Origin of the sequence: Micromonospora sp. L31 (genome assembly GCF_052068075.1) — a bacterium.
Classification (GTDB): Bacteria; Actinomycetota; Actinomycetes; order Mycobacteriales; family Micromonosporaceae; genus Micromonospora; species Micromonospora purpureochromogenes.
Genome location: NZ_JBQHDC010000005.1, coordinates 187,581 through 213,355 on the forward strand (window position 1 = coordinate 187,581; position 25,775 = coordinate 213,355).

20 protein-coding genes are annotated in these 25,775 nt (G+C 73.5%); 11 read left to right on the forward strand and 9 right to left on the reverse strand.

What is annotated here, in order from left to right; all coding sequences use genetic code 11:
• Positions 1–20: 20 nt before the first annotated feature.
• From ACTMS9_RS16225 to ACTMS9_RS16240, 4 genes are read right to left on the reverse strand one after another with little or no spacing between them, the layout of a single operon-like run.
• Positions 21–965 (reverse strand): ABC transporter substrate-binding protein, encoded by a 945-nt coding sequence (locus tag ACTMS9_RS16225; RefSeq protein ID WP_441165348.1) that lies wholly within the window; start codon positions 963–965, stop codon positions 21–23.
• Positions 965–1,936, reverse strand: a complete 972-nt coding sequence (locus ACTMS9_RS16230; RefSeq protein ID WP_441165349.1) for an ATP-binding cassette domain-containing protein — start codon at positions 1,934–1,936, stop codon at positions 965–967. Before ACTMS9_RS16230 ends, ACTMS9_RS16225 begins: the two co-directional genes overlap by 1 nt.
• Before the next feature lie 26 nt (positions 1,937–1,962).
• Complete coding sequence (locus ACTMS9_RS16235; RefSeq protein ID WP_441148006.1) at positions 1,963–3,036, reverse strand: FecCD family ABC transporter permease; 1,074 nt, start codon at positions 3,034–3,036, stop codon at positions 1,963–1,965.
• Between the two features lie 56 nt (positions 3,037–3,092).
• Complete coding sequence (locus ACTMS9_RS16240) at positions 3,093–4,139, reverse strand: FecCD family ABC transporter permease (protein ID WP_441148005.1); 1,047 nt, start codon at positions 4,137–4,139, stop codon at positions 3,093–3,095.
• A 136-nt stretch (positions 4,140–4,275) separates the two neighbouring features.
• On the opposite strand from ACTMS9_RS16240, the gene ACTMS9_RS16245 reads away from it, so the two are divergent.
• Positions 4,276–4,635, forward strand: a complete 360-nt coding sequence (locus ACTMS9_RS16245; protein WP_441165350.1) for a YciI family protein — start codon at positions 4,276–4,278, stop codon at positions 4,633–4,635.
• A 55-nt stretch (positions 4,636–4,690) separates the two neighbouring features.
• Here ACTMS9_RS16245 and ACTMS9_RS16250 read toward each other — a convergent pair whose 3' ends face one another.
• The gene (locus ACTMS9_RS16250) at positions 4,691–5,164 is read right to left on the reverse strand and encodes a cytidine deaminase family protein (RefSeq protein WP_441165351.1); all 474 of its coding nucleotides are present in this window, start codon (positions 5,162–5,164) and stop codon (positions 4,691–4,693) included.
• Between the two features lie 145 nt (positions 5,165–5,309).
• Between ACTMS9_RS16250 and hrpA the strand changes: the two genes are divergently transcribed.
• A complete protein-coding gene (gene hrpA, locus ACTMS9_RS16255; RefSeq protein WP_441165352.1) occupies positions 5,310–9,350 on the forward strand; it encodes an ATP-dependent RNA helicase HrpA in 4,041 nt (1,346 codons plus the stop codon).
• 10 nt (positions 9,351–9,360) lie between these two features.
• Here the strand turns inward: hrpA and ACTMS9_RS16260 are convergent, their stop codons facing one another.
• The gene (locus ACTMS9_RS16260) at positions 9,361–10,641 is read right to left on the reverse strand and encodes an amidohydrolase family protein (protein WP_441165353.1); all 1,281 of its coding nucleotides are present in this window, start codon (positions 10,639–10,641) and stop codon (positions 9,361–9,363) included.
• 98 nt (positions 10,642–10,739) lie between these two features.
• On the opposite strand from ACTMS9_RS16260, the gene ACTMS9_RS16265 reads away from it, so the two are divergent.
• Positions 10,740–11,258: a MarR family winged helix-turn-helix transcriptional regulator gene (locus ACTMS9_RS16265; RefSeq protein ID WP_441148001.1), complete on the forward strand. Its 519-nt coding sequence runs from the start codon at positions 10,740–10,742 to the stop codon at positions 11,256–11,258.
• On the opposite strand, the gene ACTMS9_RS16270 is transcribed toward ACTMS9_RS16265, so the two are convergent.
• The gene (locus tag ACTMS9_RS16270; protein WP_441165354.1) at positions 11,255–12,184 is read right to left on the reverse strand and encodes a LysR family transcriptional regulator; all 930 of its coding nucleotides are present in this window, start codon (positions 12,182–12,184) and stop codon (positions 11,255–11,257) included. The genes ACTMS9_RS16265 and ACTMS9_RS16270 overlap by 4 nt on opposite strands.
• A 35-nt stretch (positions 12,185–12,219) precedes the next feature.
• On the opposite strand from ACTMS9_RS16270, the gene ACTMS9_RS16275 reads away from it, so the two are divergent.
• The 6 genes from ACTMS9_RS16275 (at position 12,220) to ACTMS9_RS16300 (ending at position 19,387) form a co-directional block, all read left to right on the forward strand.
• Entirely contained in the window at positions 12,220–12,951 is a 732-nt protein-coding gene (locus ACTMS9_RS16275) for a succinate dehydrogenase cytochrome b subunit (RefSeq protein ID WP_435828278.1), read from the forward strand.
• Positions 12,952–12,953: 2 nt separating this feature from the next.
• Complete coding sequence (locus ACTMS9_RS16280) at positions 12,954–14,891, forward strand: fumarate reductase/succinate dehydrogenase flavoprotein subunit (RefSeq protein ID WP_441147999.1); 1,938 nt, start codon at positions 12,954–12,956, stop codon at positions 14,889–14,891.
• A complete protein-coding gene (locus tag ACTMS9_RS16285) occupies positions 14,888–15,649 on the forward strand; it encodes a succinate dehydrogenase/fumarate reductase iron-sulfur subunit (RefSeq protein ID WP_154938411.1) in 762 nt (253 codons plus the stop codon). Before ACTMS9_RS16280 ends, ACTMS9_RS16285 begins: the two co-directional genes overlap by 4 nt.
• A 162-nt stretch (positions 15,650–15,811) precedes the next feature.
• Complete coding sequence (locus ACTMS9_RS16290; protein ID WP_441147998.1) at positions 15,812–16,996, forward strand: zinc-dependent alcohol dehydrogenase; 1,185 nt, start codon at positions 15,812–15,814, stop codon at positions 16,994–16,996.
• Positions 16,993–17,946, forward strand: coding sequence for an SDR family NAD(P)-dependent oxidoreductase (locus ACTMS9_RS16295; RefSeq protein ID WP_441147997.1), 954 nt, complete (start codon positions 16,993–16,995; stop codon positions 17,944–17,946). Before ACTMS9_RS16290 ends, ACTMS9_RS16295 begins: the two co-directional genes overlap by 4 nt.
• Before the next feature lie 295 nt (positions 17,947–18,241).
• Positions 18,242–19,387 carry an MBL fold metallo-hydrolase gene (locus ACTMS9_RS16300; RefSeq protein WP_280837453.1) on the forward strand — a complete coding sequence of 382 codons (1,146 nt, stop codon included), beginning with the start codon at positions 18,242–18,244 and terminating at the stop codon, positions 19,385–19,387.
• Positions 19,388–19,436: 49 nt separating this feature from the next.
• Here ACTMS9_RS16300 and ACTMS9_RS16305 read toward each other — a convergent pair whose 3' ends face one another.
• Entirely contained in the window at positions 19,437–20,948 is a 1,512-nt protein-coding gene (locus ACTMS9_RS16305) for a deoxyguanosinetriphosphate triphosphohydrolase family protein (RefSeq protein ID WP_441165355.1), read from the reverse strand.
• A gap of 103 nt (positions 20,949–21,051) precedes the next feature.
• Between ACTMS9_RS16305 and ACTMS9_RS16310 the strand changes: the two genes are divergently transcribed.
• Positions 21,052–23,577: a Tex family protein gene (locus ACTMS9_RS16310; RefSeq protein ID WP_441165356.1), complete on the forward strand. Its 2,526-nt coding sequence runs from the start codon at positions 21,052–21,054 to the stop codon at positions 23,575–23,577.
• 551 nt (positions 23,578–24,128) lie between these two features.
• Entirely contained in the window at positions 24,129–24,563 is a 435-nt protein-coding gene (locus ACTMS9_RS16315) for a hypothetical protein (RefSeq protein WP_441147994.1), read from the forward strand.
• Here the strand turns inward: ACTMS9_RS16315 and ACTMS9_RS16320 are convergent.
• Positions 24,526–25,497, reverse strand: a complete 972-nt coding sequence (locus tag ACTMS9_RS16320; RefSeq protein ID WP_441147993.1) for a DUF389 domain-containing protein — start codon at positions 25,495–25,497, stop codon at positions 24,526–24,528. The two genes, ACTMS9_RS16315 and ACTMS9_RS16320, sit on opposite strands and share 38 nt — an antisense overlap.
• Between the last annotated feature and the right edge of the window lie 278 nt (positions 25,498–25,775).

The window sequence follows — 25,775 nt, forward strand, 5'->3', positions numbered from 1 at the left end:
CCGAGGTGGGCGCGAGGGGGTCAGGCGGTGAGGTACTTGGCGAAGTCGTCGAGGATCTTGTTGGCGGCACCGACGCCGATGCCGGTCATCCAGACCTCGTCGGAGACGACGTGCGCCTTGCCGGCCTTGACGGCCGAGAGGCCCTGCCAGAGCGAGCCGGCGGTGACCTTGGCCTGCTCGGCGGCGGCCTTCTCGCCGTACGCGGTCACGAAGATGACGTCACCGTCGACCTCGTTGATCCGCTCGGCGCTGACCAGGTCGAAGCGCTTGTCCTCCTTGCCCTCCAGGCGCTGCCGCTCGGGGCGACCCAGCCCGGTGTCGCCGACGACGATGCCGGAGAACGAGTCCGGGCCGTACACCCGGATGTTGCCCGGGATGAAGCGCACGATGGAGACCTTGCGGGAGGCGGCGTCGCCCAGCTTCTCGCCGAACTCCTTGGCCCGCTTCTCGTACGCGGTGAGCAGGTCGCGGGCCTGCTGCTCCTTGCCGAGCGCCTTGCCGTCGAGGAGCAGGTTCTCCTTCCAGGTGATGCCGACCTTCTCGGTGAAGACGGTGGGCGCGATGGCGCTCAGCTCGTCGTAGAACTTCTCCTGGCGGAACTTGCTGCCCAGGATCAGGTCCGGCTTCAGCGCGGTGATGGCCTCCAGGTCGGGCTCGGTGAGCACCCCGACCTCCTTGATGCCGGCGAGCTTCTCCGCACCGAAGTAGGTCGGCCAGCTCTTCGCCTCACCGGCGGTGGCGGCGCCGACCGGCGTGACCCCGAGCGAGAGCGCAGTGTCGATCTTGTCGGTGTCGAGGACCACCACGCGCTTCGGCTCGGCCGGGACCTTGGTGCTGCCCATGGCGTGGGTGATCTCCCGGGTCTCCCCGGTGGCGGTGCCGGCGACCGGGTCGCTCTCCCCGCAGGCGGTGAGGCCCACGCCGAGGGCGAGGGCCGCGGTGAGGGTGGCGGCGAGACGACGCATCAGAGTCCTTTCGAGGGGTACGGGCCGACGCGCGGGATGTCCGCGTCGTCGATGGGAGTGCGGGCCGCCGGAGCGGTCGGACCCACGGGATTCGAGCCGGCCGGGCCGGCAACGGAGGGTGTGCCGGCGGCCGGAGCCGAATCGGCGGGCAGCGGGGCGCCGGGCAGCGGGGCGCCGGGCAGCGGGGCCAGCGACGGGCTGGTGAGACCGGGCACCACCAGCGGGGCGCCGGTGACCGGGCAGGGGACCACCACGCAGTCGAGCCCGAAGACGTCCCGGACCAGCTCCGCGGTGAGGATCTCCCGTGGCGGCCCGGCGGCGACCACGGACCCGGCCCGCATCGCCACGAGGTGGTCGGCGTAGCGGGCGGCCTGGTTGAGGTCGTGCAGCACGGCGACCACGGTGCGGCCGCGCTCGGCGCGCAGCCGGTGCAGCAGGTCCAGCACCTCGACCTGGTGGGCCAGGTCGAGGAAGGTGGTCGGCTCGTCCAGCAGCAGCGCCTCGGTGTCCTGGGCGAGGGTCATCGCGATCCAGACCCGCTGCCGCTGGCCGCCGGAAAGGGTGTCCACCGGCCGGTCGGCCAGCCCGGCGACGTCGGCGAGCGCCATCGCCCGGTCCACCGCGACGGCGTCCTGCTCCGACCATTGCCGCCACCACCGCTGGTAGGGCTGCCGGCCCCGCCCGACCAGGTCGGCCACGGTGACGCCCTCCGGCACCAGCGGGCTCTGCGGCAGCACACCCAGTCGGCGGGCCACCTCCCGGGTGGGCAGGTCGCGGATGGCGGTGCCGTCCAGCAGCACCGCGCCCCGGCGGGGCGTGAGCAGCCGGGCCATGGTGCGCAGCAGGGTGGACTTGCCGCAGGCGTTCGGCCCGACGATGACGGTGAACGCGTCGGCGGGCAGCTCCAGGTCGAGCCCGTCCAGCACGGTCCGTTCGTCGTAACCGGCGACCAGGTCGCGGGTGGAGAGCATCGCGCCTCCTGTGCCAGGGGTGGACGTCACGACGACCGCCGACGGCCGCGGACCAGCAGGAACATCAGGTACGGCCCGCCGATCGCGGCGGTGAGCACGCCCGCCGGCAGTTGGGTGGGGGCGAACAGCCGCCGGCCGGCGAGGTCGGCCAGCACCAGCAGCAGGGCGCCGAGCAGCGCGGCGCACACCATCGGCGGCCGCTCGGCCCGGACCAGCCGGCGGGCCACCTGCGGGGCGACCAGGGCGACGAAGTCGACCGCGCCGACCTGGGCGGTGACGGTGGCCGCGACGACGACGCCGGTGGCGGCCAGGCCGATCCGGCGGGCCACCGGCCGCAGCCCGATCCCCCGGGCGGTGTCGTCGTCCAGGGCGGAGCCGTTGAGCGCCCAGCCGGCCCAGGCCAGCACCGGCAGCAGCACGGCCAGGGTGAGCGCGATCCAGACCGTCTCGGTCCAACCCTTGCCGGCGAGGGTGCCGATCAGCCAGATCTGCGCCCGTAGCCCGTCGATCGGGTCGGCGGAGAGCATCACCACCTCGGTCAGTGCCCGCAGGGCGAACGCGACGGCGACGCCGGCCAGCACGAACCGCTGCGCGGCCAGCCCGTGCCGGGCGCCGAGCGCGAGCAGCAGGACCGCGGCGGCCAGCCCGCCGACCAGGGCCGCCGGGGCGACCAGCACGGCCGCCGCACCGGTGGTGATCGCGACGGTGGCGGCCAGGCCGGCGCCCTGGGTGATGCCGATGACGTCGGGGCTGGCCAGGGGGTTGCGGGCGACGCTCTGGATCAGCGTGCCGGCGATCCCGAAGGCCGCACCGGCCGTCGCGGCCAGCACGAGCCGGGGCAGCCGCAGGTCGAGCACCACCAGGTCGTACGGGGTGCCGGCGCCGGAGAGCGCGCGCAGCACGTCGGCCGGCGCGACGTACGGGGTGCCGAGGCAGAGGCTGAGCAGCGCGGCGAGGGCGAGCAGCACGGTCGAGGCGAGCGCGACGAGCACCGCGCGGCGGCGCACCTGGAGGCTGACCGGCCCGACCCGCACCAGCGACCGCCCGGGCAGCCCGGTCAGGCCGGTCGGAGCGGCGGCGGTCAGGTCGTGGACGCTCACGGTGCCAGCCTCAGTTCGCGACTGCGGGGCTCGCAGACCCGGCTCACTCCTCGCGCTCACGCGGTCACCACCTTGGCGCGGCGGACCAGGTACGCCAGCAGCGGCGCGCCGATCAGGGCGGTGATGATCCCGGCCGGCACCTCACCGGGCGGGGCGATCAGCCGGCCGACGATGTCGGCGCCGAGCAGCAGGGTGGGGCCGAGCAGGGCGGAGACGCCCAGGGTCCAGCGGTGGTCGGCGCCGACCAGGGCGCGGGCCAGGTGCGGCACGGCGAGCCCGACGAAGGCGATCGGCCCGGCCGAGGCGACCGCGGCGCCGGTGAGCAGCACGGCGGCCGCGCCGCCACCGAGGCGTACCAGGCCGATCCGATGGCCCAGGCCACGGGCGACGTCGTCGCCGAGGGCGAGCGCGTCGAGGCCCCGGGCGACCACCGCGGCCAGGGCCAACCCGGCCAGGACGAACGGCAGCACCTGGGCGGCGACGCCGAGATCCCGCCCGGTCAGCCCGCCGACGACCCAGAACCGGTACTCCTCGAAGGTGCGCGCGTCGATGCTGAGCAGCGCGTACACCACGGAGGCGAGGCTGGCGTCGAGGGCCGCGCCGATCAGCGCGAGGGTGACCGGGCTGGCGCCCTCGCGGGTCCGGTTGGCGACGGCGAAGACCAGCAGGCCGGCGCCGAGCGCGCCGGCGATGCCGAACCAGACGTACCCGGCGAGGCTGCCGACGCCGAGGACGGCGATGGCCAGCACGACGCCGAAGGAGGCGCCGGCGCTGATGCCGAGGATCCGCGGCTCGGCGAGCGGGTTGCGGGTGAGCGCCTGGAAGAGCACCCCGGCGACCGCGAGGGCGAGGCCGACGACCAGACCCAGGGCGGTACGCGGCATCCGCAGCTCGCGCACGATGGTGCTCGCCGTTCCCCCGTCCGGGGCGACCAGGGCGGTCCAGACCTGGCCCACGCCCAGCGGCCGGCTGCCGAGCGCGAGGCTGGCCAGGACGGCCAGGAGCAGTGCCAGCGCGGCCGCGACGGCGACGGCGGTGCGGCGGCCCCGCTGTGCGCCGGTGCGGCGGGCGGCGCCGACCGGACGTGCGGCGAGGGTGGTCACGATGCTCCCGAGCTGGAACTAAGGTACGCCTTACCTTAGCCGAGAGGCCGAGGGTGACCTAAGAGAGCAGCGTCGATAGGCCGTGGACCCGGGCAGACAGGAACCAACCGGGGAAAATCACCCCTACCCTGGGTCCATGCGATTCGACCAGCACACCCTCGTCCTCTTCAGCCGCCCGGCGGACGCGCCGGAGCTGCCCCGGGACGCGGCGGATCTGCTGCACGACACCCACCTGGCCCACCAGGCGGGGCTGGTGGAGCAGGGACTCCTGCTCGCCGCCGGCCCGTTCGTGGACCCGGACGATGCGACCCTGCGCGGTCTCGCGGTGCTGCCGATCAGCCCGAACGAGGCCCGCGAGCTGTACGCCAACGACCCGGCGGTGCGCGCCGGTCAACTCGTGGTGCGGGTGGCGAGCTGGCTGGTGCCGGAGGGCAACGTGCGCTACGAGAGCGTCGGCGTGCCCCGCTCGATGCTGGAGGCCGCCGCCGGCGACTGACCCGCCGGCGCGGAGGGCCGAGGCGCCGCCGGCGACTGACCCGCCGAGCGGAGGATCAGTCCTCGGAGGCCGGCCGGCTGCTCGGCACGGTGGGCATCGGCCACTGCCCGGTGCGCACCGCCATCGGCGCGTCGAGCTGGTGGTCGCCCCAGACGTACGTCTCGGGGAGCAGGTCGGCGACGGGCACCGGGCGCAGCGCGTCCATCGGCCCGACGATCACCTTGATCGACGGGAAGTAGTCCAGCAGCACCTGGCGGCACCGCCCGCAGGGCGGGATGACGCCCCGCCCCCGGTCACCCACCGCGACGATGGCCTCCAGCTCGCCGGCCCCCTGGGTGGCGGCGGCGCCGATCGCGACCACCTCGGCACACGGGCCACCGGTGAAGTGGTAGACGTTGACGCCGGTGAAGACCCGGCCGTCGGCGGTCCGGGCCGCGGCGGCGACGGTGTGATTGTCGCTGCGGCAGCGCAGCTTGGCGACCGCGATCGCCGCCTGCACCAGCGCGCGGTCGGTGTCCAGCATCGTCATGTCGCCGCCCCCGGATCGGTGTCGCCCGGCCGAAACTCTAGCCTGACCGGCCCGCCGCCCCGGGCAGCGACGCCGACGGGGTACGGCGCGACCGGAGGTAACCCGGGGGCGCTCCGGCGGCGGGCTGCCTATCCTTGGCGACGACATGCAGAATCCAGCCGTACCCGCCGAGGCCGTCACCGTCCGCGACCTGCACCGCCGCCTCTCCTCGCTGATGTTCCGCGACCAGCGCCGCCTGCAGCGGCGGCTGGACGGGGCACGCAAGCTGCGGGAGCCCGAGCGGCGCGACGGCGCGCTCGCCGAGATCGCTGTGGACGTGGCCCGCGCCGAGGCGCGGCTGGCGGACCGGCGGGCCGCCGTGCCGGTGATCACCTATCCGGCGCAGTTGCCGGTCAGCGAGCGCCGGGACGACATCGCCGCCGCGATCCGCGACCACCAGGTGGTCATCGTGGCCGGCGAGACCGGCTCCGGCAAGACCACTCAGCTGCCCAAGATCTGCCTGGAGCTGGGGCGCGGGGTGCACGGCCTGATCGGGCACACCCAGCCCCGCCGGCTGGCCGCCCGGACGGTCGCCGACCGGATCGCCGAGGAACTCGGCACCGAGCTGGGCGACGTGGTCGGCTACAAGGTGCGCTTCAGCGACCAAGTGAGCGATCGCAGCCTGGTCAAGCTGATGACCGACGGCATCCTGCTGGCCGAGTTGCAGACCGACCGGATGCTGCGCCAGTACGACACGTTGATCATCGACGAGGCGCACGAGCGCAGCCTCAACATCGACTTCATCCTCGGGTACCTCCGGCAGCTCCTCCCCCGCCGCCCCGACCTGAAGGTGGTCATCACCTCGGCGACCATCGAGACGGACCGGTTCGCCCGGCACTTCGCCGACGCCGACGGCGAGCCGGCCCCGATCGTCGAGGTCTCCGGGCGGACGTACCCGGTCGAGGTGCGGTACCGGCCGCTGGTCGAGGTGAGCGAGGCCGAGGAGGACGAGAGCGACGACGAGGAGAACGTCCGCGACCAGATCCAGGCGATCGGCGACGCGGTCGAGGAACTGGCCGCCGAGGGGCCGGGCGACATCCTGGTCTTCCTCTCCGGCGAGCGGGAGATCCGGGACACCGCCGACGCGCTGGGCAAGCTGGTGGAGAAGAAACGGTCGCTGCTCGGCACCGAGATCCTCCCCCTGTACGCCCGGCTGTCGACCGCCGAGCAGCACCGGGTCTTCGCCCCGCACCCCGGGCGGCGGGTGGTGCTGGCGACCAACGTCGCCGAGACGTCGCTGACCGTCCCCGGCATCAAGTACGTGGTGGACCCGGGCACGGCCCGCATCTCCCGCTACTCCAGCCGGCTCAAGGTGCAGCGGCTGCCCATCGAGCCGGTCTCGCAGGCCTCGGCCAACCAGCGCAAGGGCCGCTGCGGGCGTACCTCGGACGGCATCTGCATCCGGCTCTACGACGAGCAGGACTTCCTCTCCCGGCCCGAGTTCACCGACCCGGAGATCCTGCGCACCAACCTCGCCTCGGTCATCCTCCAGATGACCTCGATCGGGCTCGGCGACATCGCCGCGTTCCCGTTCATCGACCCGCCGGACCGGCGCAACGTCACCGACGGCGTCAACCTGCTGCACGAGCTGGGCGCGCTCGACCCGACCGAGTCCGACCCGGCGAAGCGGCTCACCCCGCTGGGCCGGCGGCTGGCCCAGCTGCCGGTCGACCCCCGGCTGGCCCGGATGGTGCTGGAGGGCGAGCGCAACGGCTGCGCCACCGAGGTGATGGTGATCGCCGCCGCGCTCTCCATCCAGGACCCGCGCGAGCGGCCGGCGGAGAAGCAGGCGCAGGCCGATCAGGCGCACGCCCGGTTCGCCGACAAGGAGTCCGACTTCGTCGCGTTCCTCAACCTGTGGCGCTACCTGCGGGAGCAGCAGCGGGCGCTGTCGTCGAGCGCGTTCCGCCGGATGTGCAAGGCGGAATACCTGAACTACCTGCGGGTCCGCGAGTGGCAGGACATCGTCAGCCAGTTGCGCCAGGTGCTGCGTACCCCGGATCAGGGCGGCGGCGGGCGCGGCCGGCGCGGCGCGACGGAGGTCCCGGCGGACGGCGGCCGGCGCGGCCCGACCGCGGACCTGCCGGAGGAGATCGACACCCCGAAGGTGCACCAGTCGCTGCTGCCCGGCCTGCTGTCCCACGTCGGGCTCAAGGACGCGCAGAAGCACGAGTACCTGGGGGCGCGCGGCGCGAAGTTCGCCATCTTCCCCGGCTCGGCGCTGTTCCGGAAGCCGCCGCGCTGGGTGATGGCCGCCGAGCTGGTGGAGACGTCCCGGCTCTGGGGCCGGGTCGCCGGGCGGGTCGAGCCGGAGTGGGTCGAGCCGCTGGCGCAGCACCTGGTCAAGCGCAGCTACAGCGAGCCGCACTGGGAGAAGAAGCAGGCCGCGGTGATGGCCTACGAGAAGGTCACCCTCTACGGCATCCCGCTGGTCACCTCCCGCAAGGTCAACTTCGGCCGGATCGACCCGGCGCTGTCGCGGGAGCTGTTCATCCGGCACGCGCTGGTGGAGGGCGACTGGCAGACCCACCACCAGTTCTGGCGGGACAACCAGCGGCTGCTCACCGAGATCGAGGAGCTGGAGAACCGGGCCCGGCGGCGGGACATCCTGGTCGACGACGAGACGATCTTCCACTTCTACGACCAGCGCATCCCCGCCGACGTGGTCTCCGGCCGGCACTTCGACTCGTGGTGGAAGAAGACCCGCCGGGAGCAGCCGGAGCTGCTCACCTTCACCCGCGAGCTGCTGATCAACGCCGGTCGCGGCGGGCTGGACGAGGCCGACTACCCGGACGAGTGGCAGGCCGACGGGGTCGCCCTGCCGCTGACCTACACCTTCGACCCGGGCACCCCGACCGACGGCGTGACCGTGGACATCCCGCTGCCGCTGCTCAACCAGGTGCCGGCGGAGACCTTCGACTGGCAGGTGCCGGGGCTGCGCGAGGAACTGGTCGTCGCGCTGATCCGGTCGCTGCCCAAGGCCATCCGACGCAACTTCGTCCCGGTGCCGGACTACGCCCGGGCCGCGCTGGCGGCGATGCCGGCGGGCGAGGAACCGCTGCTGGACGCGCTGACCCGGCAGCTGCGCCGGATGACCGGCGTCACCGTGCCGCGCGACGCCTGGGACGTCGACCGGCTGCCGGCCCACCTGCGGGTCAGCTTCCGGGTGCTCGACGAGGAGAACAAGCCGGTCGCCGAGGGCAAGGACCTGCCGGCCCTGCAACGCCAACTCCGCCAGGAGGTACGCCAGGTCGTGGCCGCCGCCGCGCCGGACGTGGCCCGGACGGGCCTCCGTGAGTGGAGCATCGACGATCTTCCTCGCACCATCGAGCAGGTCCGGGCCGGTTACGCGGTGACCGCGTACCCGGCGCTGGTCGACGAGGGCGCGACGGTCGGGGTGAAGGTGTTCGACTCCGAGGCCGAGCAGGCCGCGGCGCACTGGGCGGGCACCCGGCGACTGCTGCGGCTGACCGTGCCCTCGCCGGCCAAGTTCCTCCAGGGCCGGCTCTCCAACGAGGCGAAGCTGGCGCTCAGCCGCAACCCGCACGGCGGGGTGCAGGAGCTGATCTCCGACGCCGCCGGGGCCGCGATCGACAAGCTGATCGCCGACGCGGGTGGGCCGGCCTGGGACGCCGAGGGCTTCGCCGCGCTGCGCGAGCGGGTCCGTGCCGATCTGATCGACACGGTGGTCGACGTGATGGACCGGGTCCGCCGGGTCCTCGCCGCCGGGTACGCGGTGGAGCAGCGGCTCGGCGCGACCCGGAACCTGGCCGTGGTGGCCGCCCTGGCCGACATCCGCAACCAGCTCTCCGGGCTGGTGCACAAGGGGTTCATCACCGAGGCCGGGTATGCGCGCCTGCCCGACCTGCTGCGCTACCTGACCGCGATCGAGCGGCGCCTGGACCGGCTGCCGGGCAACCCGCAGCGGGACAAGCAGCAGCAGGACCGGATCGCGGTGGTGCAGAAGGAGTACGCCGACATGCTCGCCGCGCTGCCGCCCAGCCGGCGCAACTCGGCGGCGGTACGGCAGATCCGGTGGATGATCGAGGAGTTGCGGGTGAGCGTCTTCGCCCAGGCGCTCGGCACCCCGTACCCGGTGTCGGAGCAGCGGATCTACCGGGCGATGGACGACGCCGAAGGGCGCTGACCCGCGCCCCTCACCGCAGCACCCGGGTGGCGAGGTCGGCCCCGGCCGCCCGCAGCGCGGCCAGGTCGTGGTCGACGAGCCGCCCGTGGCGTTTGACGAACCGGCCGGCGACCAGGACGTCGGTGACGTCGGCCGGCCCGGCCATGGCCACCACCGCGCCGGCCAGCCGCCCCGGCTCGGGGCGGCCGACCAGGTGTTCCAGGCCGCGCAGCAGCACCACGTCGGCCTGCTTGCCCGGGGTCAACGAGCCGGTCCGGTCAGCCAGTCCGATCGCGGCGGCGCCGTCGACGGTCGCGGCATGGAGCAGGTCCCCGGCGGCCGGGGCGAGCGTCGTGGGTTCCCGCCCGACGTCCAGTGCGGCCCGGTGGTGACGGTCGCGCTCCAGCACCAGCGTCGCGCGCAGCTGGTCGAAGAGGCTGTGCCCGGCGGTGACGGCCACGTCGAGGCCGACGGCCGGCCGGGCGCCACGGGCGGCGAAGCGCCCGTACGCCGAGGGCCCGTGCCCCATCATCGCCTCGACGCCGGGGGTCACGGTGACCCCGGCCCCGCTGTCCACCAGCAGTCCCACCTCGGCGTCGGTGATGGTGTTGCCGTGCACGAAGTGCAGGTCCGGCCCGAGCAGGCCGGCCCGGTGCAGGGCGGCGACGGCGCCGGCCCGACCGCCGTGGGCGCCGCAACCGACGTGCATCGAGGCGACCAGGCCCAGCTCCCGGGCGACAGCGAGGTGCCGCCCGGTCTGCTCCATCGGCGCGTGCTCGTTGCTGAGCATGGCGACCGCCCCGGTGACCAGCCCGGCACGCGCGGCGAGGTCCGCCAGGCCGGCATGCCGCTCCGGGTCGCCGTGCCCGTACACCGCGCGGGCTCCGGACTCCGCCAGACCGGCGACGGACGCGTCCGCGTGCTCGTCGCTGCGGGTGGCGTTGCAGTAGTCGAAGACGGTGGTGACGCCGGAGTGCAGGGCCTCGGCCGCGCCGAGCAGGGCGCTGAGCCGCAGATCCGCCGGTTCCATCCGGGACGCCACGGTGCCCAGCAGCAGCGGCAGGTACGCCGACAGGCTGAGGTCGGCCCCGATCCCGGCCAGCGCCGACTGCCAGAGGTGTCGGTGCGAGTCGACCAGGCCGGGCAGCACGACGTGTCCGCGGACGTCCTGGACCGCGGCGTCGGCCGGGTCGAGCCCGGGGCCGACCGCGACGATCCGGTCGCCGTCGATCAGCACGTCGGCGCGGGGCAGCTCGCCGAGGGCGTCGTCCATGGTCAACAGGTGGCCGCCGCGCAGGAGCAGCTTGGGCATCGATCCCCCTTCAAGGAAAGCTTTCGCGAAAGCTTTTCCGGAAGGTATCAGGGTGTCGTCGGCCCGGCAATCCCCGCGCGGGTCGCTATCCTCGCCTCGTGGACAAGCCGGATCAGGGTCGGGACACCGTCGACGAGATCGTCGCGGCGTGGCAGCGGGAACTTCCCGCCGTCGCGACCCTGGAGCTGGAACTCACCAAACGCGCGACTCGGCTCGGCGCACTGCTGGCGGAGGCGGCGAACCGGAAGCTCGCCGAGTCGGGGCTGACCAAGGCCGAGTACGAGGTCCTCGCCGCGCTCAGGGCGACCGGGGCGCCGTACCGCCTCCGCCCGACCGAGCTGGCGAGCCGACTGCTGCTCTCCTCGGGCGGGACCAGCAACCTGCTGCGCCGTCTCACCGCCAGTGGACTGGTGATACGGGAAGCCGACTCGCGCGACGCCCGCAGCTCGTGGGTGCGGCTCACCGATGCGGGGGTCACCACCGCCGAGACCGCCGTACGCGCGGCCACCGCCGCCCAGCGGGAACTGCTCGCGGTCGTGCCGGAGAGCACCGGCCGGGTGGTCGCCGACCTGCTCCGCGAGGTCCTGATCGCGCTCGGCGACACACCCCGCGGCTAGAGCGGCTCCACCCCCGGCGGCAGCTCGTCGGCGGCGGTGGCGTCGTGCACGTAGTCGAGCAGTATCCGGCGCAGCTCCCGACCGGCGTGGGTCGGCACCACGTCCCGGCGGCGGGCCACCGCGATGGTCCGCCGTACGCCCGGCGGGGCGAGCCGGGTGACCCGGACGCCGGCCCGGCGGGCGACCACGATGCCGGGTACCAGGGCGATGCCCAGCCCGGCCTCGACGAAGCTGAGCACGGCGTCCATCTCGCCGCCGTCGACCGAGATGGTCGGTTCGAAGCCGGCCTCCCGGCAGGCCTGGATGGTGGCGTCGCGAAGGTCGTAGCCCTCGCGGAACATCACCAGGGGCTGGTCACGCAGGTCGGTGATGCGCAGCTGACCGTTGTCCCGGGCGGCGGGCAGCGGGTCCACCGACGCGACGACGAGGCTCTCCCGCAGGATCGGGTCGGCGCGCAGCCCCGGGTCGGCGCCCTGGGCCGGCATGATGATCAGCGCCAGGTCGAGGTCGCCGCGCAGCAGGTCACGGACCAGGTCCTGGGAGCCGCTCTCCTCCACCCGCAGGTCCACGGTGGGGTGGGCGTCGCGGAACCGGCGCAGCACCGGTGGCGCGAGCGAGGTGGCCAGGCTGGGGGTGGCACCGAGGCGGACCCGGCCTCGGCGCAGGCCGACCAGCTCCTGCACCTCGCGGGTGGCGGTGTCGACGTCGGCGAGGATCCGCTTGGCCAACGGCAGCAGCACCTCGCCGGAAGCGGTGAGGGCGATGTTGCCCCTTACCCGTTCGAAGAGCGGGGCCCCCAGGTCGGTCTCCAGGGCGTGAATTTGCTTACTCAGCGAGGGCTGGGTTATGCCGACGAGCTCGGCGGCTTGGGTGAAATGTCGTACTTCTGCGACCGCCACGAAGTACTTGAGCTGATGGAGCTGCATCTACATAGCTTATGGCTATCAAGACTGCGAGGTCGATGCATTGGACGACTGATCAAAGTCCTCCTAGCGTCGGTCAGGTGGTAATCACGAAAACTCGGTCGCCCATCCGCTCGAACGTCGGCCTGAAGGCCGTCATGGCGGTGACGGGCATCCTCCTGGTGCTCTTCCTCGTCGTCCACATGCTGGGGAACCTGAAGATCTTCACCGGCGAGACGTCGTTCGACCACTACGCGCACTGGCTGCGGGAGATCGGCGCGCCGCTGCTGCCCACCACCTGGTACCTGTGGTTGCAGCGCACCGTGCTCACCGTGGCCGTGGTCGCGCACATCGTGGCCGCCACCGTGCTGGCCCGCCGTGCCCGCGCCGCCCGCCCGGTGAAGTACGCCCACCGCAAGAAGATCCAGGGCAGCTACGCCGCCCGCACGATGCGCTGGGGTGGGGTGATCATCCTGCTCTTCGTGATCTACCACATCCTGGATCTGACCACCGGTCACCTGAACCCCCAGGGCGACGCCAGCAACCCGTACGGCAACGTGGTCGCGGACTTCGCGCCGGAGCGCTGGTACGTCACGCTCTTCTACACCCTGGCGATCGTCACCGTCGGTTTCCACCTGCGGCACGGCATCTTCAGCGCGCTGCGCAGCCTGGGCCAGCAGACACCGAAGGGTGAGCGTCGCAACCGGGCGATCGCGCTGGTCGTCGCCGTCGGCCTCTGCGTCGGCTACCTGGTGGTCCCGTTCGCCGTACTCACCGGATTGGTGTCCTGACCATGGATCTCTTCACCGAGGGCGACCCGATCGCCGACACCAAGGCACCCGAGGGCCCCGTCGAGAAGCGCTGGGAGACCCGCCGCTTCGAGGCCAAGCTGGTCAACCCGGCCAACCGCCGGAAGATGACCGTGATCGTGGTAGGCACCGGCCTGGCCGGCGGCTCCGCCGCGGCGACGCTGGCCGAGCAGGGCTACCGGGTCAAGTCCTACTGCTACCAGGACAGCCCGCGCCGGGCGCACTCGATCGCCGCGCAGGGCGGCATCAACGCCGCCAAGAACTACCGCAACGACGGCGACTCGGTGCACCGGCTCTTCTACGACACCGTCAAGGGCGGCGACTTCCGCTCGCGGGAGTCCAACGTGCACCGGCTGGCCGAGGTCTCGGTCAACATCATCGACCAGTGCGTGGCGCAGGGCGTGCCGTTCGCCCGCGAGTACGGCGGCCTGCTCGACACCCGCTCCTTCGGTGGCGCGCAGGTGCAGCGGACCTTCTACGCGCGGGGCCAGACGGGCCAGCAGCTGCTGCTCGGGGCGTACCAGGCGCTGGAGCGGCAGATCGGCCTGGGCAACGTGGAGATGAACGCCCGGCACGAGATGCTGGAGCTGGTCGTCGTCGACGGCAAGGCCCGGGGCATCGTCGTCCGGGACCTGGTCACCGGCGAGATCAGCACCGAGATGGCCGACGCGGTCGTGCTCGCCTCCGGCGGCTACGGCAACGTCTTCTACCTCTCCACCAACGCCAAGGGCTGCAACGTCACCGCCACCTGGCGGGCACACCGCAAGGGCGCGTACTTCGCCAACCCCTGCTACACGCAGATCCACCCGACCTGCATCCCGGTCTCCGGCGACCACCAGTCGAAGCTGACCCTGATGAGCGAGTCGCTGCGCAACGACGGCCGGGTCTGGGTGCCGAAGGCCAAGGGCGACGACCGCGCGCCGCGGGACATCCCCGAGGACGAGCGGGACTACTACCTGGAGCGGATCTACCCCTCCTTCGGCAACCTGGTCCCCCGCGACATCGCCTCCCGCGCCGCGAAGAACGTCTGCGACGAGGGCCGGGGCGTCGGCCCGACCAAGCTCGGCGTCTACCTCGACTTCGCCGACGCCATCAACCGGCTGGGCCGCAAGGCGATCGAGGCCAAGTACGGCAACCTCTTCGAGATGTACGAGCGGATCACCGGCGAGGACCCGTACGAGGTCCCGATGCGGATCTACCCCGCCGTGCACTACACGATGGGCGGCCTCTGGGTCGACTACGACCTCCAGTCGACCATCCCGGGTCTGTTCGTGATCGGTGAGGCGAACTTCTCCGACCACGGCGCGAACCGGCTCGGCGCCTCGGCGCTGATGCAGGGCCTGGCCGACGGCTACTTCGTGCTGCCCACCACGATCGCCAACTACCTGGCCACCGGCCCGCTGGAGAACGTCGACGCCAGCCACCCCGAGGCGATCGCGGCCCGCCGCGACGTCGAGGACCGGATCACCCGGCTGCTGGCGGTCAACGGCGACCGGACCGTGGACTCGTTCCACCGGGAGCTGGGCCAGATCATGTGGGAGCACTGCGGCATGGAGCGCAGCGAGGCCGGGCTGCGCAAGGCCATCGACGAGATCCGCACGCTGCGGGATGAGTTCTGGCGGCGGGTGCGGGTGCCGGGCGACGGCGAGGGGCTCAACCAGTCGCTGGAGAAGGCCGGCCGGGTGGCCGACTTCTTCGAGCTGGCCGAGCTGATGTGCATCGACGCCCTGCACCGCGAGGAGTCCTGCGGCGGCCACTTCCGGGCCGAGCACCAGACCCCGGACGGCGAGGCGCAGCGCGACGACGACCGGTTCGCCTACGTGGCGGCCTGGGAGTACACCGGCACCGGTGAGCCGGTCGTGCTGCACAAGGAAGACCTGAAGTTCGAATACGTCCACCCGACGCAGCGGAGCTACAAGTGAACCTGACCCTGCGCATCTGGCGCCAGTCCGGCCCTGAGGACAAGGGTCGGATGGTGACCTACCAGGTCGACGACGTCTCCCCGGACATGTCGTTCCTGGAGATGCTCGACGTCCTCAACGAGCGGCTCATCCTCCAGGGCGAGGAGCCGGTCGCGTTCGACCACGACTGCCGCGAGGGCATCTGCGGCATGTGCGGTCTGATGATCAACGGCGACGCGCACGGGCCGCAGCGCGGCACCACCGCCTGCCAGCTGCACATGCGGCAGTTCTCCGACGGCGAGACGATCGACATCGAGCCGTGGCGGGCCCGCGCCTTTCCGGTCATCAAGGACCTGGTGGTCAACCGGAGCGCGTTCGACAAGATCATCGCCGCCGGCGGGTACATCACCGCCCCGACCGGCAGCGCCCCCGAGGCGCACTCCACGCCGGTGGCCAAGGCCAACGCGGACGCCGCCTTCGAGTCGGCCGCCTGCATCGGCTGCGGCGCCTGCGTGGCGGCCTGCCCCAACGGCTCCGGCATGCTCTTCACCGCCGCCAAGCTCACCCAGCTCTCGCTGCTGCCGCAGGGCCAGCCGGAGCGCTACACCCGGGTGATCGGCATGGTCGACGCGCACGACGAGGCCGGCTTCGGCGGCTGCACCAACGCCGGTGAGTGCACCGTGGTCTGCCCGAAGGGCATCCCGCTGAACACCATCGGCCGGCTCAACCGCGACTACCTGAAGGCCACCACCAAGGGCGCGGGCACCCCCGGCTCCTGACGCCAGTTGCGCACCGACCGCCGCATCCCCCAGGGGTGCGGCGGTCGGCGTTTTCCCGGGGGTACGCCGGGAAAGCAGCGCCGGCCCGGGCGGCCCGCCGGGTTCGAGCCGCCCACCTCGGGTAGCAGTCCCATGGACGGCACCGAGAGGGGACGATCAGGCATGAAGGCACTGACCTGGCACGGCAAGCGGGACGTCCGGGTGCAGGAGGTACCCGACCCGCGGATCGAGGAGCCCAGCGACGCGATCGTCCGGATCACCTCCACCGCGATCTGCGGCTCCGACCTGCACCTGTACGAGGTGCTCGCGCCGTACCTGAAGCCCGGCGACGTCCTCGGGCACGAGCCGATGGGCATCGTCGAGGAGATCGGCCCGGGCGTGACCCGGCTCGAGCCGGGCGACCGGGTCGTCGTCCCGTTCAACATCTCCTGCGGCGACTGCTGGATGTGCCGGCGGCAGCTCTACGCCCAGTGCGAGACCACCCAGGTCACCTCGGAGGGCAAGGGCGCGGCGCTGTTCGGCTACACCTCGCTCTACGGCTCCGTCCCCGGCGGCCAGGCCGAGTACCTGCGGGTCCCGCACGCCCAGTTCGGCCCGGTCAAGATCCCGGAGACCGGCGCGGACGAGCGCTACCTCTACCTCAGCGACATCCTGCCCACCGCCTGGCAGGCGGTGAAGTACGCCGACACCCCGCCCGGCGGCACCCTCGCCGTCTTCGGGCTGGGGCCGGTGGGCCAGCTCTGCGCCCGGATCGGCCGCCACCTGGGCGCCGAGCGGGTGATCGGGCTGGACCTGGTGCCGGAGCGGCTGGAGATGGCCCGCCGGCACGGCATCGAGACCCTCGACGTCAGCGAGCTCGAGGACGTGCCGGCCACCCTGGTCGACCTGGTCGACGGGCGCGGCCCGGACGCGGTGATCGACGCGGTCGGCATGGAGGCGCACGGCGCCACCTCGGGCAAGCTGGCCCAGGCCGCCGCCGGGCTGCTGCCCGACAAGCTCGCCCAGACCATGACCGACAAGGTCGGCGTCGACCGGCTCGTGGTGCTCAAGGCCGCGCTCAAGGCGGTCCGCCGGGGCGGCACCGTCTCCATCTCCGGCGTGTACGGCGGCGAGGTGGACCCGCTGCCGCTGATGGAGATGTTCGACCGGGGCATCCAGTTGCGGATGGGGCAGTGCCACGTGCGCCGCTGGACCGACGAGATCATGCCGCTGCTCTCCGGCGACGACGACCCGCTGGGCGTCGAGGACCTGCGTACCCACCGGGTGCCGCTGGCGCGGGCGCCGCAGGCGTACGAGATGTTCCAGAAGAAGCAGGACGGCTGCGTCAAAGTCGTGCTCGCACCGTGAGCCGGGTGGTGGTGGTCACCGGGGCGACCAGCGGCATCGGCCGCGCGGCCGCCCGGGAGTTCGCCGGGCGCGGGGACCGGCTGGTCCTCGCCGCCCGCTCCCCCGCCACCCTGGCCGAGGTACGCCGCGAGTGCCGCGACGCCGGCGCCGAGGTGCGTGAGGTGCCCACCGACGTGACCGCCCCCGGCGCGCTCGACGCCCTGGCGGAGGCGGCGCTGCGGGAGTTCGGCCGGATCGACGTCTGGGTGCACACCGCGGCGGTGATGGCGTACGGGCGCTTCGAGGAGATCCCGGCGGAGGTCTTCGACCAGGTGGTGCGGACCGACCTGCTCGCCTCCGCCGGGGTGGCCCGGGTCGCGCTGCGGCAGTTCAAGGCCGCCGGCGGCGGCACCCTGATCCTCACCGGCTCGGTGCTCGGGCACATCACCGCGCCCTACCTGAGCGGCTACGTCACCAGCAAGTGGGGCCTGCACGGCCTGGTCCGGACGTTGCAGCAGGAGTCGCGGGACCTGCCCGGGGTGCACGTCTGCCTGGTCACCCCCGGCAGCGTGGACACCCCGGTCTACCAGCAGGCCGCCAACTACCTGGGCCGGATGGGCCGACCGCCGCTGCCGATCACCACCCCGCAACGGGTGGCCCGGGCGATCGTGGACTGCGCCGACCGGCCCCGCCGGGAGATCTCGGTGGGCCGGGTGAACCTGCTCATGCGGGCCGGCTTCACCGTGCTGCCCGGCGTCTACGACGCGCTGGTCGGGCCGCTGATGCGCTGGGGCGGGCTGACCGACCGGCAGGTGCCGCCGCACGAGGGCGTGCTGTTCGCCCCCAACCCGGCCGGCGAGGCCGTCCGCGGCGGCTGGCTCCCCGACCTGCCACGCCTGGCCCGCACGGTCGGCAACACCGCCACCTCCGCGGTCACCGCCGGAGCCGCCGCCCTCCGCCGCCTCCGCTGACCATCCACGCCCCGTCCTCGCTCCTCCCACCACCGTCCGCCGCCCCACCTCCCCGGCCCCGCCGCGTCCCCGAACCGCGCCATCTTCTGGCCGCGCTTTCAGAGAAGGCGTGGCTATGGCGCGCGGAATAGCCACGCCTTCTCTGAAAGTGCGTGGGGCGATGCGGGGCGTGCCGGGCGACGTGGGGACGCGTTCTTGGAAAGTGCGCGGGTGGGGTGTGGGTGCGGCGGCGGTCCGGCGCGGGGGTGACGCGGTGGCTACCGTGTACTCGGGAGACGGCGGAGGGGACGTGGCGATGCGGGCACCAGCGGACCGGGAACTCGACCGGGCACTCGGCGGGCGGCTGTGGCGGATGACGGGGCTGGCCGCGGTGGCCGGCCTGGCCTGGGCGGCGCGGGACGTGCCGGCGGCGCTGGGCGGGCGGCTGACCGGGGCCCGGGCGGAACGGGCCGCCCGCTCCCCCCAGTTCCGCGACGGCACCTTCCACAACCGGGCCGCCACCCGGACGATGACCACCGGTGACCCGGGTCGGAACCTGGTCTGGGAGCTGATCTTCGGCAAGCAACGCCGGCGCCCCACCGCCCCGGTCCCGCTGCTGCCCCCGACGCCCCCGCCCGCGACCGACGTCGAGCGCGAACTCAACATCGTCTGGTACGGCCACGCCTCGGCGCTGATCGAGATCGAGGGGCGGAAGGTCCTGATCGACCCGGTGTGGAGCGACCGCTGCTCGCCGTCCGCCGCGGTCGGGCCGAGGCGGCTGCACCAGCCCCCGGTACGCCTGGCCGACCTGCCCCCGGTCGACGCCATCCTGATCTCCCACGACCACTACGACCACCTCGACATGGCCACCGTGCAGGAGTTGACCCGGCGACAGTCCGCGCCGTTCCTGGTGCCGCTGGGGGTCGGCGCCCACCTCGACCGGTGGGGCGTGCCGGCGGAACGGATCGTCGAGCTGGACTGGTCGGAGCGGCACCGGGTGGGTGGGCTCGAGATCATCGCCACCGCCGCCCAGCACTTCTCCGGCCGGGGGCTGCGCCGCGACGGCACCCTCTGGAGTTCCTGGGTGGTCGCCGGCGCGCACCGCAAGGTCTTCTACACCGGCGACTCCGGCTACTTCGACGGGTACGCCGAGATCGGCGCGGAGCACGGGCCGTTCGACGTCACCCTGATGCAGATCGGCGCGTACGACCGGGCGTGGCCGGCCATCCACATGTTTCCCGAGGAGGCCGTCTCGGCCCACCTCGACCTGCGCGGCGGGCTCTTCCTCCCGGTGCACTGGGCGACGTTCAACCTGGCCCTGCACGACTGGTCCGAGCCGGTGGACCGGCTCTGGGCCGAGGCGAAGGCGCGCGACGTGCGGCTGGCGGTGCCCCGCCCCGGCGAGCGGGTGGTGGTCGACGACCCGCCGCCGGTGGACGGCTGGTGGCAGGCGGTCGCCTGACGTACCCGCCGCCGGTGCCGGCCCACCGGCCGTCGCCCTGGCCGGGCGCTCAAAGGACGAAGGCGTCGGTCCAGAGGGCGCCGGAGCGGCCGGAGAGGGCGTCCAGCATGGCGACCGCCTGGCCGTCGGTGAGCTGGGCGACGAAGTCGACGATGGCCCGGCCGCGGGCCCGGCCGATCCGGTCCGCCGTACGCGGGTGCAGTTCCGCCTCGGCCAGCTCGACCAGGTCGTGCAGCCGGCGCGGCAGCCGGGACTCCTCCTCGGGGTCGAGCAGCCACTCCCACAGCGCCTCGACCAGCGTGCCCAACAGCCGGGCCTGACCCCGCTGGTGCAGGGCCAGGTCGGGGCGGGCCAGCACGAACCGGTGGTGGACGAACTTGAGCACCTGCACCTCGTGCCACTGGGCCGGGGCGAGCAGCACGTGTCCGGAGCGCACCGACGGCCGGCGGACCACGGTGATCGCGTCCACGAAGCGGGTGGTCCAGCGGGCGGAGAAGCGGGCCACGTACTGCTCGGCCTCGATCGAGCCGTCGAAGGGCATGGCCAGCAGGCCCTCGACCAGTTCCTGCCGGACGTGCTCGACGGCGGCGGAGAACGCGTCGTCGTCGGCGATCCAGCCGTCCTTGCGGTGCAGCTGGCGGCGCAGCCGCTCGATCGCCGAGCCGGGCCGGCGGGCCGCGCCGGTCAGCGCCGCGTCGGTGACCGCGCGCAGGTGACCGCCCTCCCGCTGCCAGGCCATCAGCTCGGCGGCGACCGCCCCCTGCTGGAGCACCCCCACCCGGTAGAAGTCCTCCACGTCGTGGATCGCGTACGCGATGTCGTCGGCGGTGTCCATCACCGAGGCCTCGACGGTCTGCTGCCAGTCGGCGATCCGGCCGGCGAACGGCTCCCGGGCCTGCCGCAGGTCGGCCAGCTCGGTCCGGTACGCGCCGAACTTCGCCGACCCGCTCTCCGGGTCGTCGGGCGGGGCGGCCGCGCCCCGGGGCGCCGGGGTGAGGTGCCGCGGGTGCGGGTCCGGATGGTCCAGCCGGGTCCACGGGTACTTCAGCAGGGCCGCGCGGACCGCGGCGGTGAGGTCGAGCCCGGTGGTGGCCGCGCCCCGGATCTCGGTGCTGGTGACGATCCGGTACGACTGCGCGTTGCCCTCGAAACCGTCCGGCAGGCCGAGCCGCTGCCGGGCCAGCCGGTCCAGCACCCGCTCCCCCAGGTGGCCGAACGGCGGGTGGCCGAGGTCGTGGGCGAGCGCGGCGGCCTCGACCACGTCCGGGTCGAGGCCGCCGAGCTCGTCGAGGAGCCGGCAGTGCGCCGGGCCGGCGGTGAGCCGCTCGGCGATCGCCCGGGCCACCTGGGCGACCTTGAGGCTGTGGGTGAGCCGGTTGTGCACCAGCAGGCCGGACCCACCCGGGCTGATCACCTGGGTGACGCCGTTGAGCCGGGCGAAGAACGGCGAGCCGACGATCCGGTCCCGGTCGGCCCGGAACGGGCTGGCGGCCAGGTCGCCGAGCGCCCGGGCGCTGCCGCCGAAGAGCCGGCGGGCCCGCGGATCCGCTGGTTGTTCCATGATCGCAACGCTAGCGCAGGCGCGTCCGGCGGGTGTCGCGAGCGCCGTCGGGGGCGGGCGGCAGAATGCAGCACGGAACCCACAGCGAAGGCGGATCAAGATCGTGACCCAGTCAGTTCATCAGCGGATCGCCGACGAGCTCGGCGTCGCGGAGCGTCAGGTGCGGGCGGCCGTGGAGCTGCTCGACGGCGGCGCCACCGTGCCGTTCATCGCCCGCTACCGCAAGGAGGCCACCGGCCTGCTCGACGACGCGCAGCTGCGCACCCTCGAGGAGCGGCTGCGGTACCTGCGTGAGCTGGACGAGCGGCGGGCCGCCGTGCTGGAGTCGATCCGCGGCCAGGGCAAGCTCGACGAGGCCCTGGAAGCGCAGATCATGGCGGCCGACTCGAAGTCCCGCCTGGAGGACATCTACCTGCCGTACAAGCCCAAGCGGCGGACCAAGGCGCAGATCGCCCGCGAGGCCGGGCTGGAGCCGCTCGCCGACACCCTGCTCGCCGACCCCGCGCGGGACCCGCGCGAGACGGCGGCCGGCTTCGTCGACGTCGACCGGGGCGTGGCCGACGCCGCCGCCGCGCTGGAGGGCGCCCGGGCCATCCTGATCGAGCGCTTCGGCGAGGACGCCGACCTGATCGGCACCCTGCGCGAGCAGATGTGGTCGCGGGGCCGGCTGGTCTCCCGGGTACGCGACGGCCAGGAGACCGCCGGCGCCAAGTTCGCCGACTACTTCGACTTCGCCGAGCCGTACCCCAGGCTGCCCTCGCACCGGATCCTGGCGATGTTCCGGGGCGAGAAGGAGGGCGTGCTCGACCTGACGATGGACCCGGAGGCCGAGGGCGACACCGACGCCGTGGTCACCGGCCCGACCCGGTACGAGGCGGCCATCGCCGGCCGGTTCGGGATCAGCGACCAGGGGCGGCCCGCCGACAAGTGGCTCGCCGACACGGTGCGCTGGGCCTGGCGTACCCGGATCCTCATCCACCTCGGCGCGGACCTGCGGATGCGGCTGTGGCAGGCGGCGGAGGAGGAGGCCGTCCGGGTCTTCGCCACCAACCTGCGTGACCTGCTGCTCGCCGCGCCCGCCGGGACCCGCGCGACGATGGGCCTGGACCCGGGCCTGCGCACCGGCGTCAAGGTCGCGGTGGTCGACGCCACCGGCAAGGTGGTCGCCACCGACACCATCTACCCGCACGAGCCGCGCCGGCAGTGGGACGCCTCGATCGAGACCCTGGCGAAGCTCGCCGGGGCGCACGGCGTCGAGCTGGTCGCCATCGGCAACGGCACCGCCAGCCGGGAGACCGACAAGCTCGCCGGTGACCTGATCAAGCGGTACCCGCAGCTCAACCTCACCAAGGTGGTGGTCTCCGAGGCCGGCGCGTCGGTCTACTCCGCCTCCGCGTACGCCTCCCAGGAGCTGCCCGGGCTCGACGTGTCGCTGCGCGGCGCGGTCTCCATCGCCCGCCGCCTCCAGGACCCGCTCGCCGAGCTGGTCAAGATCGACCCGCGCTCGATCGGCGTCGGGCAGTACCAGCACGACCTGTCCGAGGTGAAGCTCTCCCGTTCGCTGGACGCGGTGGTCGAGGACTGCGTCAACGCGGTCGGGGTGGATGTCAACACCGCCTCCGCACCGCTGCTGACCCGGGTCTCCGGCATCGGCGCCGGCCTGGCGGAGAACATCGTGCTGCACCGCGACGCCAACGGCCCGTTCCGGTCCCGAGCGGAGCTGAAGAAGGTGCCCCGGCTCGGCCCGAAGGCGTTCGAGCAGTGCGCCGGCTTCCTGCGCATCCCCGGCGGCGACGATCCGCTGGACTCCTCCAGCGTGCACCCCGAGGCGTACCCGGTGGTGCGGCGGATCCTCGCCAGCACCGGGCAGGACCTGCGCTCGCTGATCGGGAAGTCGGCGATCCTGCGCGGGCTGCGGGCCACCGACTTCGTCGACGAGACGTTCGGCCTGCCCACCGTCACCGACATCCTCGCCGAGCTGGAGAAGCCGGGCCGCGACCCGCGGCCGGAGTTCCGCACCGCCACCTTCGCCGAGGGGGTGGAGAAGATCAGCGACCTGACCCCGGGGATGCTGCTGGAAGGCGTGGTCACCAACGTCGCGGCGTTCGGCGCGTTCGTCGACGTCGGCGTCCACCAGGACGGCCTGGTGCACGTGTCGGCGATGTCCCACACCTTCGTCAAGGACCCGCGGGACGTGGTCAAGTCCGGCGACGTGGTCCGGGTCAAGGTGCTGGACGTGGACGTGCCCCGAAAGCGGATCTCGCTCACCCTCCGGCTGGACGAGGACACCGCCGGCAGCGCCGGTCGCCCGTCGGCCTCGGCCGAGGGCGGGCGCCGGGAGCGTGGCGGGGCGCGCGGCGACCATGGTGGGCGGACCGGTTCCGACACCCGCGGGCAGCGCGGGGGATCCGACGCGCGCGGCGGCTCCGACCCGCGGGGCGCTGACGGGCGTGGCGGCACCGGCGGACGTGGCGGCACCGGCGGACGTGGCGGCGGCGAAGGCGGGCAGCGCGGGGAGCGGGACGGCGGGCGCGGCGGGCCGCAGCAGCGGCAGGGCCGTGGCGGCTCTGCCTCCGCCCCGGTGAACGACGCGATGGCCGAGGCGCTGCGGCGGGCCGGCCTGGCCTGACCCCGGCGGTATCGCGTGGTCCCGCCCGCGCGGCGATCACCCGATGCCGGTGCGCAGGAGGGCGATCACGCGATGCCGGTGCGCAGGGTCCGTTGTCTCCACCGGGGCCGCTCGGCGGTGCCTGCCTGGCACCTCCTTGGGCAGGCACCGCCGGCCAGTGCTTTGCGGCATGTCGACCGCGCGTGTCGGGCGGGGCCGGCGTGTGACTATCGAGCGATATGCCTGTGAGGCATATTTATGACTCACAGGCATATCGCTCACCACGGTCCATCCCGTGAACGACCTGACTCTCCGTAACCCGCCAGCCGAGAGTGCCGTGGCCCGACCAGCTGCGGCGGCGGTCGAACGGCTCACCGCCTGCCTCCCCCGCCCGGCCGGACGAGGCGGCAGGACCAACTGGGGCGACCAGGCAGGACCCGCCCAGGCGACCAGGCAGCACCGGACCGGGAGCTGGGCGGGGCCGGACCGGGCGACCGGGCAGGACCGACCCGGTCGAGCAGGCAGGGCGCGCCCGGGGCGGAGGCCCGGGGTGGTGGGCGTACCGTCGCGGCATGGGTGCGGACGACGGCCTCCAGTGGCGGGAGCGGCAGCAGCGGGCGGTGCGGGCGCACGCGGCGGCCGCCGATCGGCAGCGGGCGGCCGAGCACGCGGAGGCCGCTGAGCTGGTCGCGTGGTTCGCCGCCGAGGCGACCCGGCGCGGCCTGCGCACCACGCCGTTGGTCGCCCGCGGGCACGACGGTCGCGGTCGCTACCGGACCCGGCTGACCGGCTGGTACGTCGACCGCGCCGGAACCCGGGCGGTGGACACGGCGGGCCGGTTCCACCTGCTCAGCGTGCCGCCCAGCCTGCGCGGCCGGCTCTTCGGCGTCGACCCCGAGCCCGATCCGGCGCCGCTGGTGCTCGGCCGGGGCGGCCGGGACGGCGAGTCGATCCCGCTGCGGACGCTGCTCACCCGCCGACTGGAGGCTGGGGACGACTGGCGGTGACCCGGCCGGCGCGCCGGCCCACCCGCCACCACCACAGCTGCTGCACGGCGAGGGTGGCCAGCCCGGCGAGCACGATCGCACAAATGTTGATCACGAGTTGGAGCGCCGACCCGGCCGCCTCGTGCCACACCCCGTACGCGGCGGCGACGGCGACGTTCGCGGCGGCCGGCACGGTGGTGACCGAGATCAGCACCCCGACCAGCGAGCCGGACTTCTTCGAGGTGAGCGAGAGCATCCCGGCGATCCCGGCGAGGATGCCGACGACCCAGGAGAGCGCGTCGGGCCGCCAGATGAAGTCGGTCAGCGGCCGCTCGGCGAGCAGCATCTCCCGGTTGACCAGGTCGACGGCGGTGAGCGCCCAGGTGCTCAGCACGGTGGCCACCATGGCGACGAGGAAGCCCACCGTCAGCGCCTGCACCGAGCGGACGATGGTGCGGGGCTTGCGGCGCAGCAGCGCGACGCAGAGCGCGGCGAGAGGGCCGAACTCGGGGCCGACCACCATCGCGCCGACGATCAGGATCGGCTGGTCCAGCAGCACGCCCACTCCGGCGATCATCGTGGCGACGATGATCAGCGCCAGGTACGTCCCGGTCAGGTCGGTCTGCTCGCCGGTCTTGGCGGCGATCTCGTCCCAGACGACCGCGTCCTCGCCGTGACCGGGGGCGTCCCGGGCGGCCTGCTTCGCGGCCCGGGACAGGGTCAGCTCGACGTCGTCGGCGGAGATCCCGCCGTGCGCCTCGACCCCCAGCTCCTGCAACTGGTGCAGCACCCGGTCGGCGCTCTCCCGGACCACGTCGCAGAGGACCAGGTCGCCGGGCGGCTGCCGGGCCGCGCCGGGGATCACGGCCAGGTGCGCCACCCCCGGGTTGTCGGCGAGCAGGTCGGCCACCTGGGACGACCGGTCGGCCGGCGCGATGATCCTCAAGTGCAGCAAGAATCGCTCCCCTCGAGGCACGAACCGCCCGGCGCGGCCCGGAGAACCCTACCGCCCGCGCCGGGGCCCGTCGCCACGCGCACCTTCGAGATGTCGGCCTCACGGTCCAGGCCGGACGGACACCGCTCCAGCTCCGCTCACCCCGCACGGGAGCGGCGGACGGCCGAACTCCGACGACACGGCGACACGGCGCAAGACCGCGAAAACCGGACGAACGTCCGTTTGTGGGATATAACCCCTAACGGCAACGCTAACCGGATTTCTAGCGCAGGGCGTGA

What these genes read in the sequence shown, in the direction of transcription:
- ACTMS9_RS16230 (WP_441165349.1), bottom strand. Translation starts at nt 1,936, where the DNA reads ATGCTCTCCACCCGCGACCTGGTCGCCGGTTACGACGAACGGACCGTG.
- ACTMS9_RS16260 (WP_441165353.1), bottom strand. Translation starts at nt 10,641, where the DNA reads ATGCCCAAGCTGCTCCTGCGCGGCGGCCACCTGTTGACCATGGACGAC.
- ACTMS9_RS16280 (WP_441147999.1), top strand. Translation starts at nt 12,954, where the DNA reads ATGGATCTCTTCACCGAGGGCGACCCGATCGCCGACACCAAGGCACCC.
- ACTMS9_RS16315 (WP_441147994.1), top strand. Translation starts at nt 24,129, where the DNA reads ATGGGTGCGGACGACGGCCTCCAGTGGCGGGAGCGGCAGCAGCGGGCG.
- ACTMS9_RS16225 (WP_441165348.1), bottom strand. Translation starts at nt 965, where the DNA reads ATGCGTCGTCTCGCCGCCACCCTCACCGCGGCCCTCGCCCTCGGCGTG.
- ACTMS9_RS16300 (WP_280837453.1), top strand. Translation starts at nt 18,242, where the DNA reads ATGCGGGCACCAGCGGACCGGGAACTCGACCGGGCACTCGGCGGGCGG.
- ACTMS9_RS16275 (WP_435828278.1), top strand. Translation starts at nt 12,220, where the DNA reads ATGCATTGGACGACTGATCAAAGTCCTCCTAGCGTCGGTCAGGTGGTA.
- ACTMS9_RS16270 (WP_441165354.1), bottom strand. Translation starts at nt 12,184, where the DNA reads ATGCAGCTCCATCAGCTCAAGTACTTCGTGGCGGTCGCAGAAGTACGA.
- hrpA (WP_441165352.1), top strand. Translation starts at nt 5,310, where the DNA reads ATGCAGAATCCAGCCGTACCCGCCGAGGCCGTCACCGTCCGCGACCTG.
- ACTMS9_RS16290 (WP_441147998.1), top strand. Translation starts at nt 15,812, where the DNA reads ATGAAGGCACTGACCTGGCACGGCAAGCGGGACGTCCGGGTGCAGGAG.
- ACTMS9_RS16305 (WP_441165355.1), bottom strand. Translation starts at nt 20,948, where the DNA reads ATGGAACAACCAGCGGATCCGCGGGCCCGCCGGCTCTTCGGCGGCAGC.
- ACTMS9_RS16250 (WP_441165351.1), bottom strand. Translation starts at nt 5,164, where the DNA reads ATGACGATGCTGGACACCGACCGCGCGCTGGTGCAGGCGGCGATCGCG.
- ACTMS9_RS16245 (WP_441165350.1), top strand. Translation starts at nt 4,276, where the DNA reads ATGCGATTCGACCAGCACACCCTCGTCCTCTTCAGCCGCCCGGCGGAC.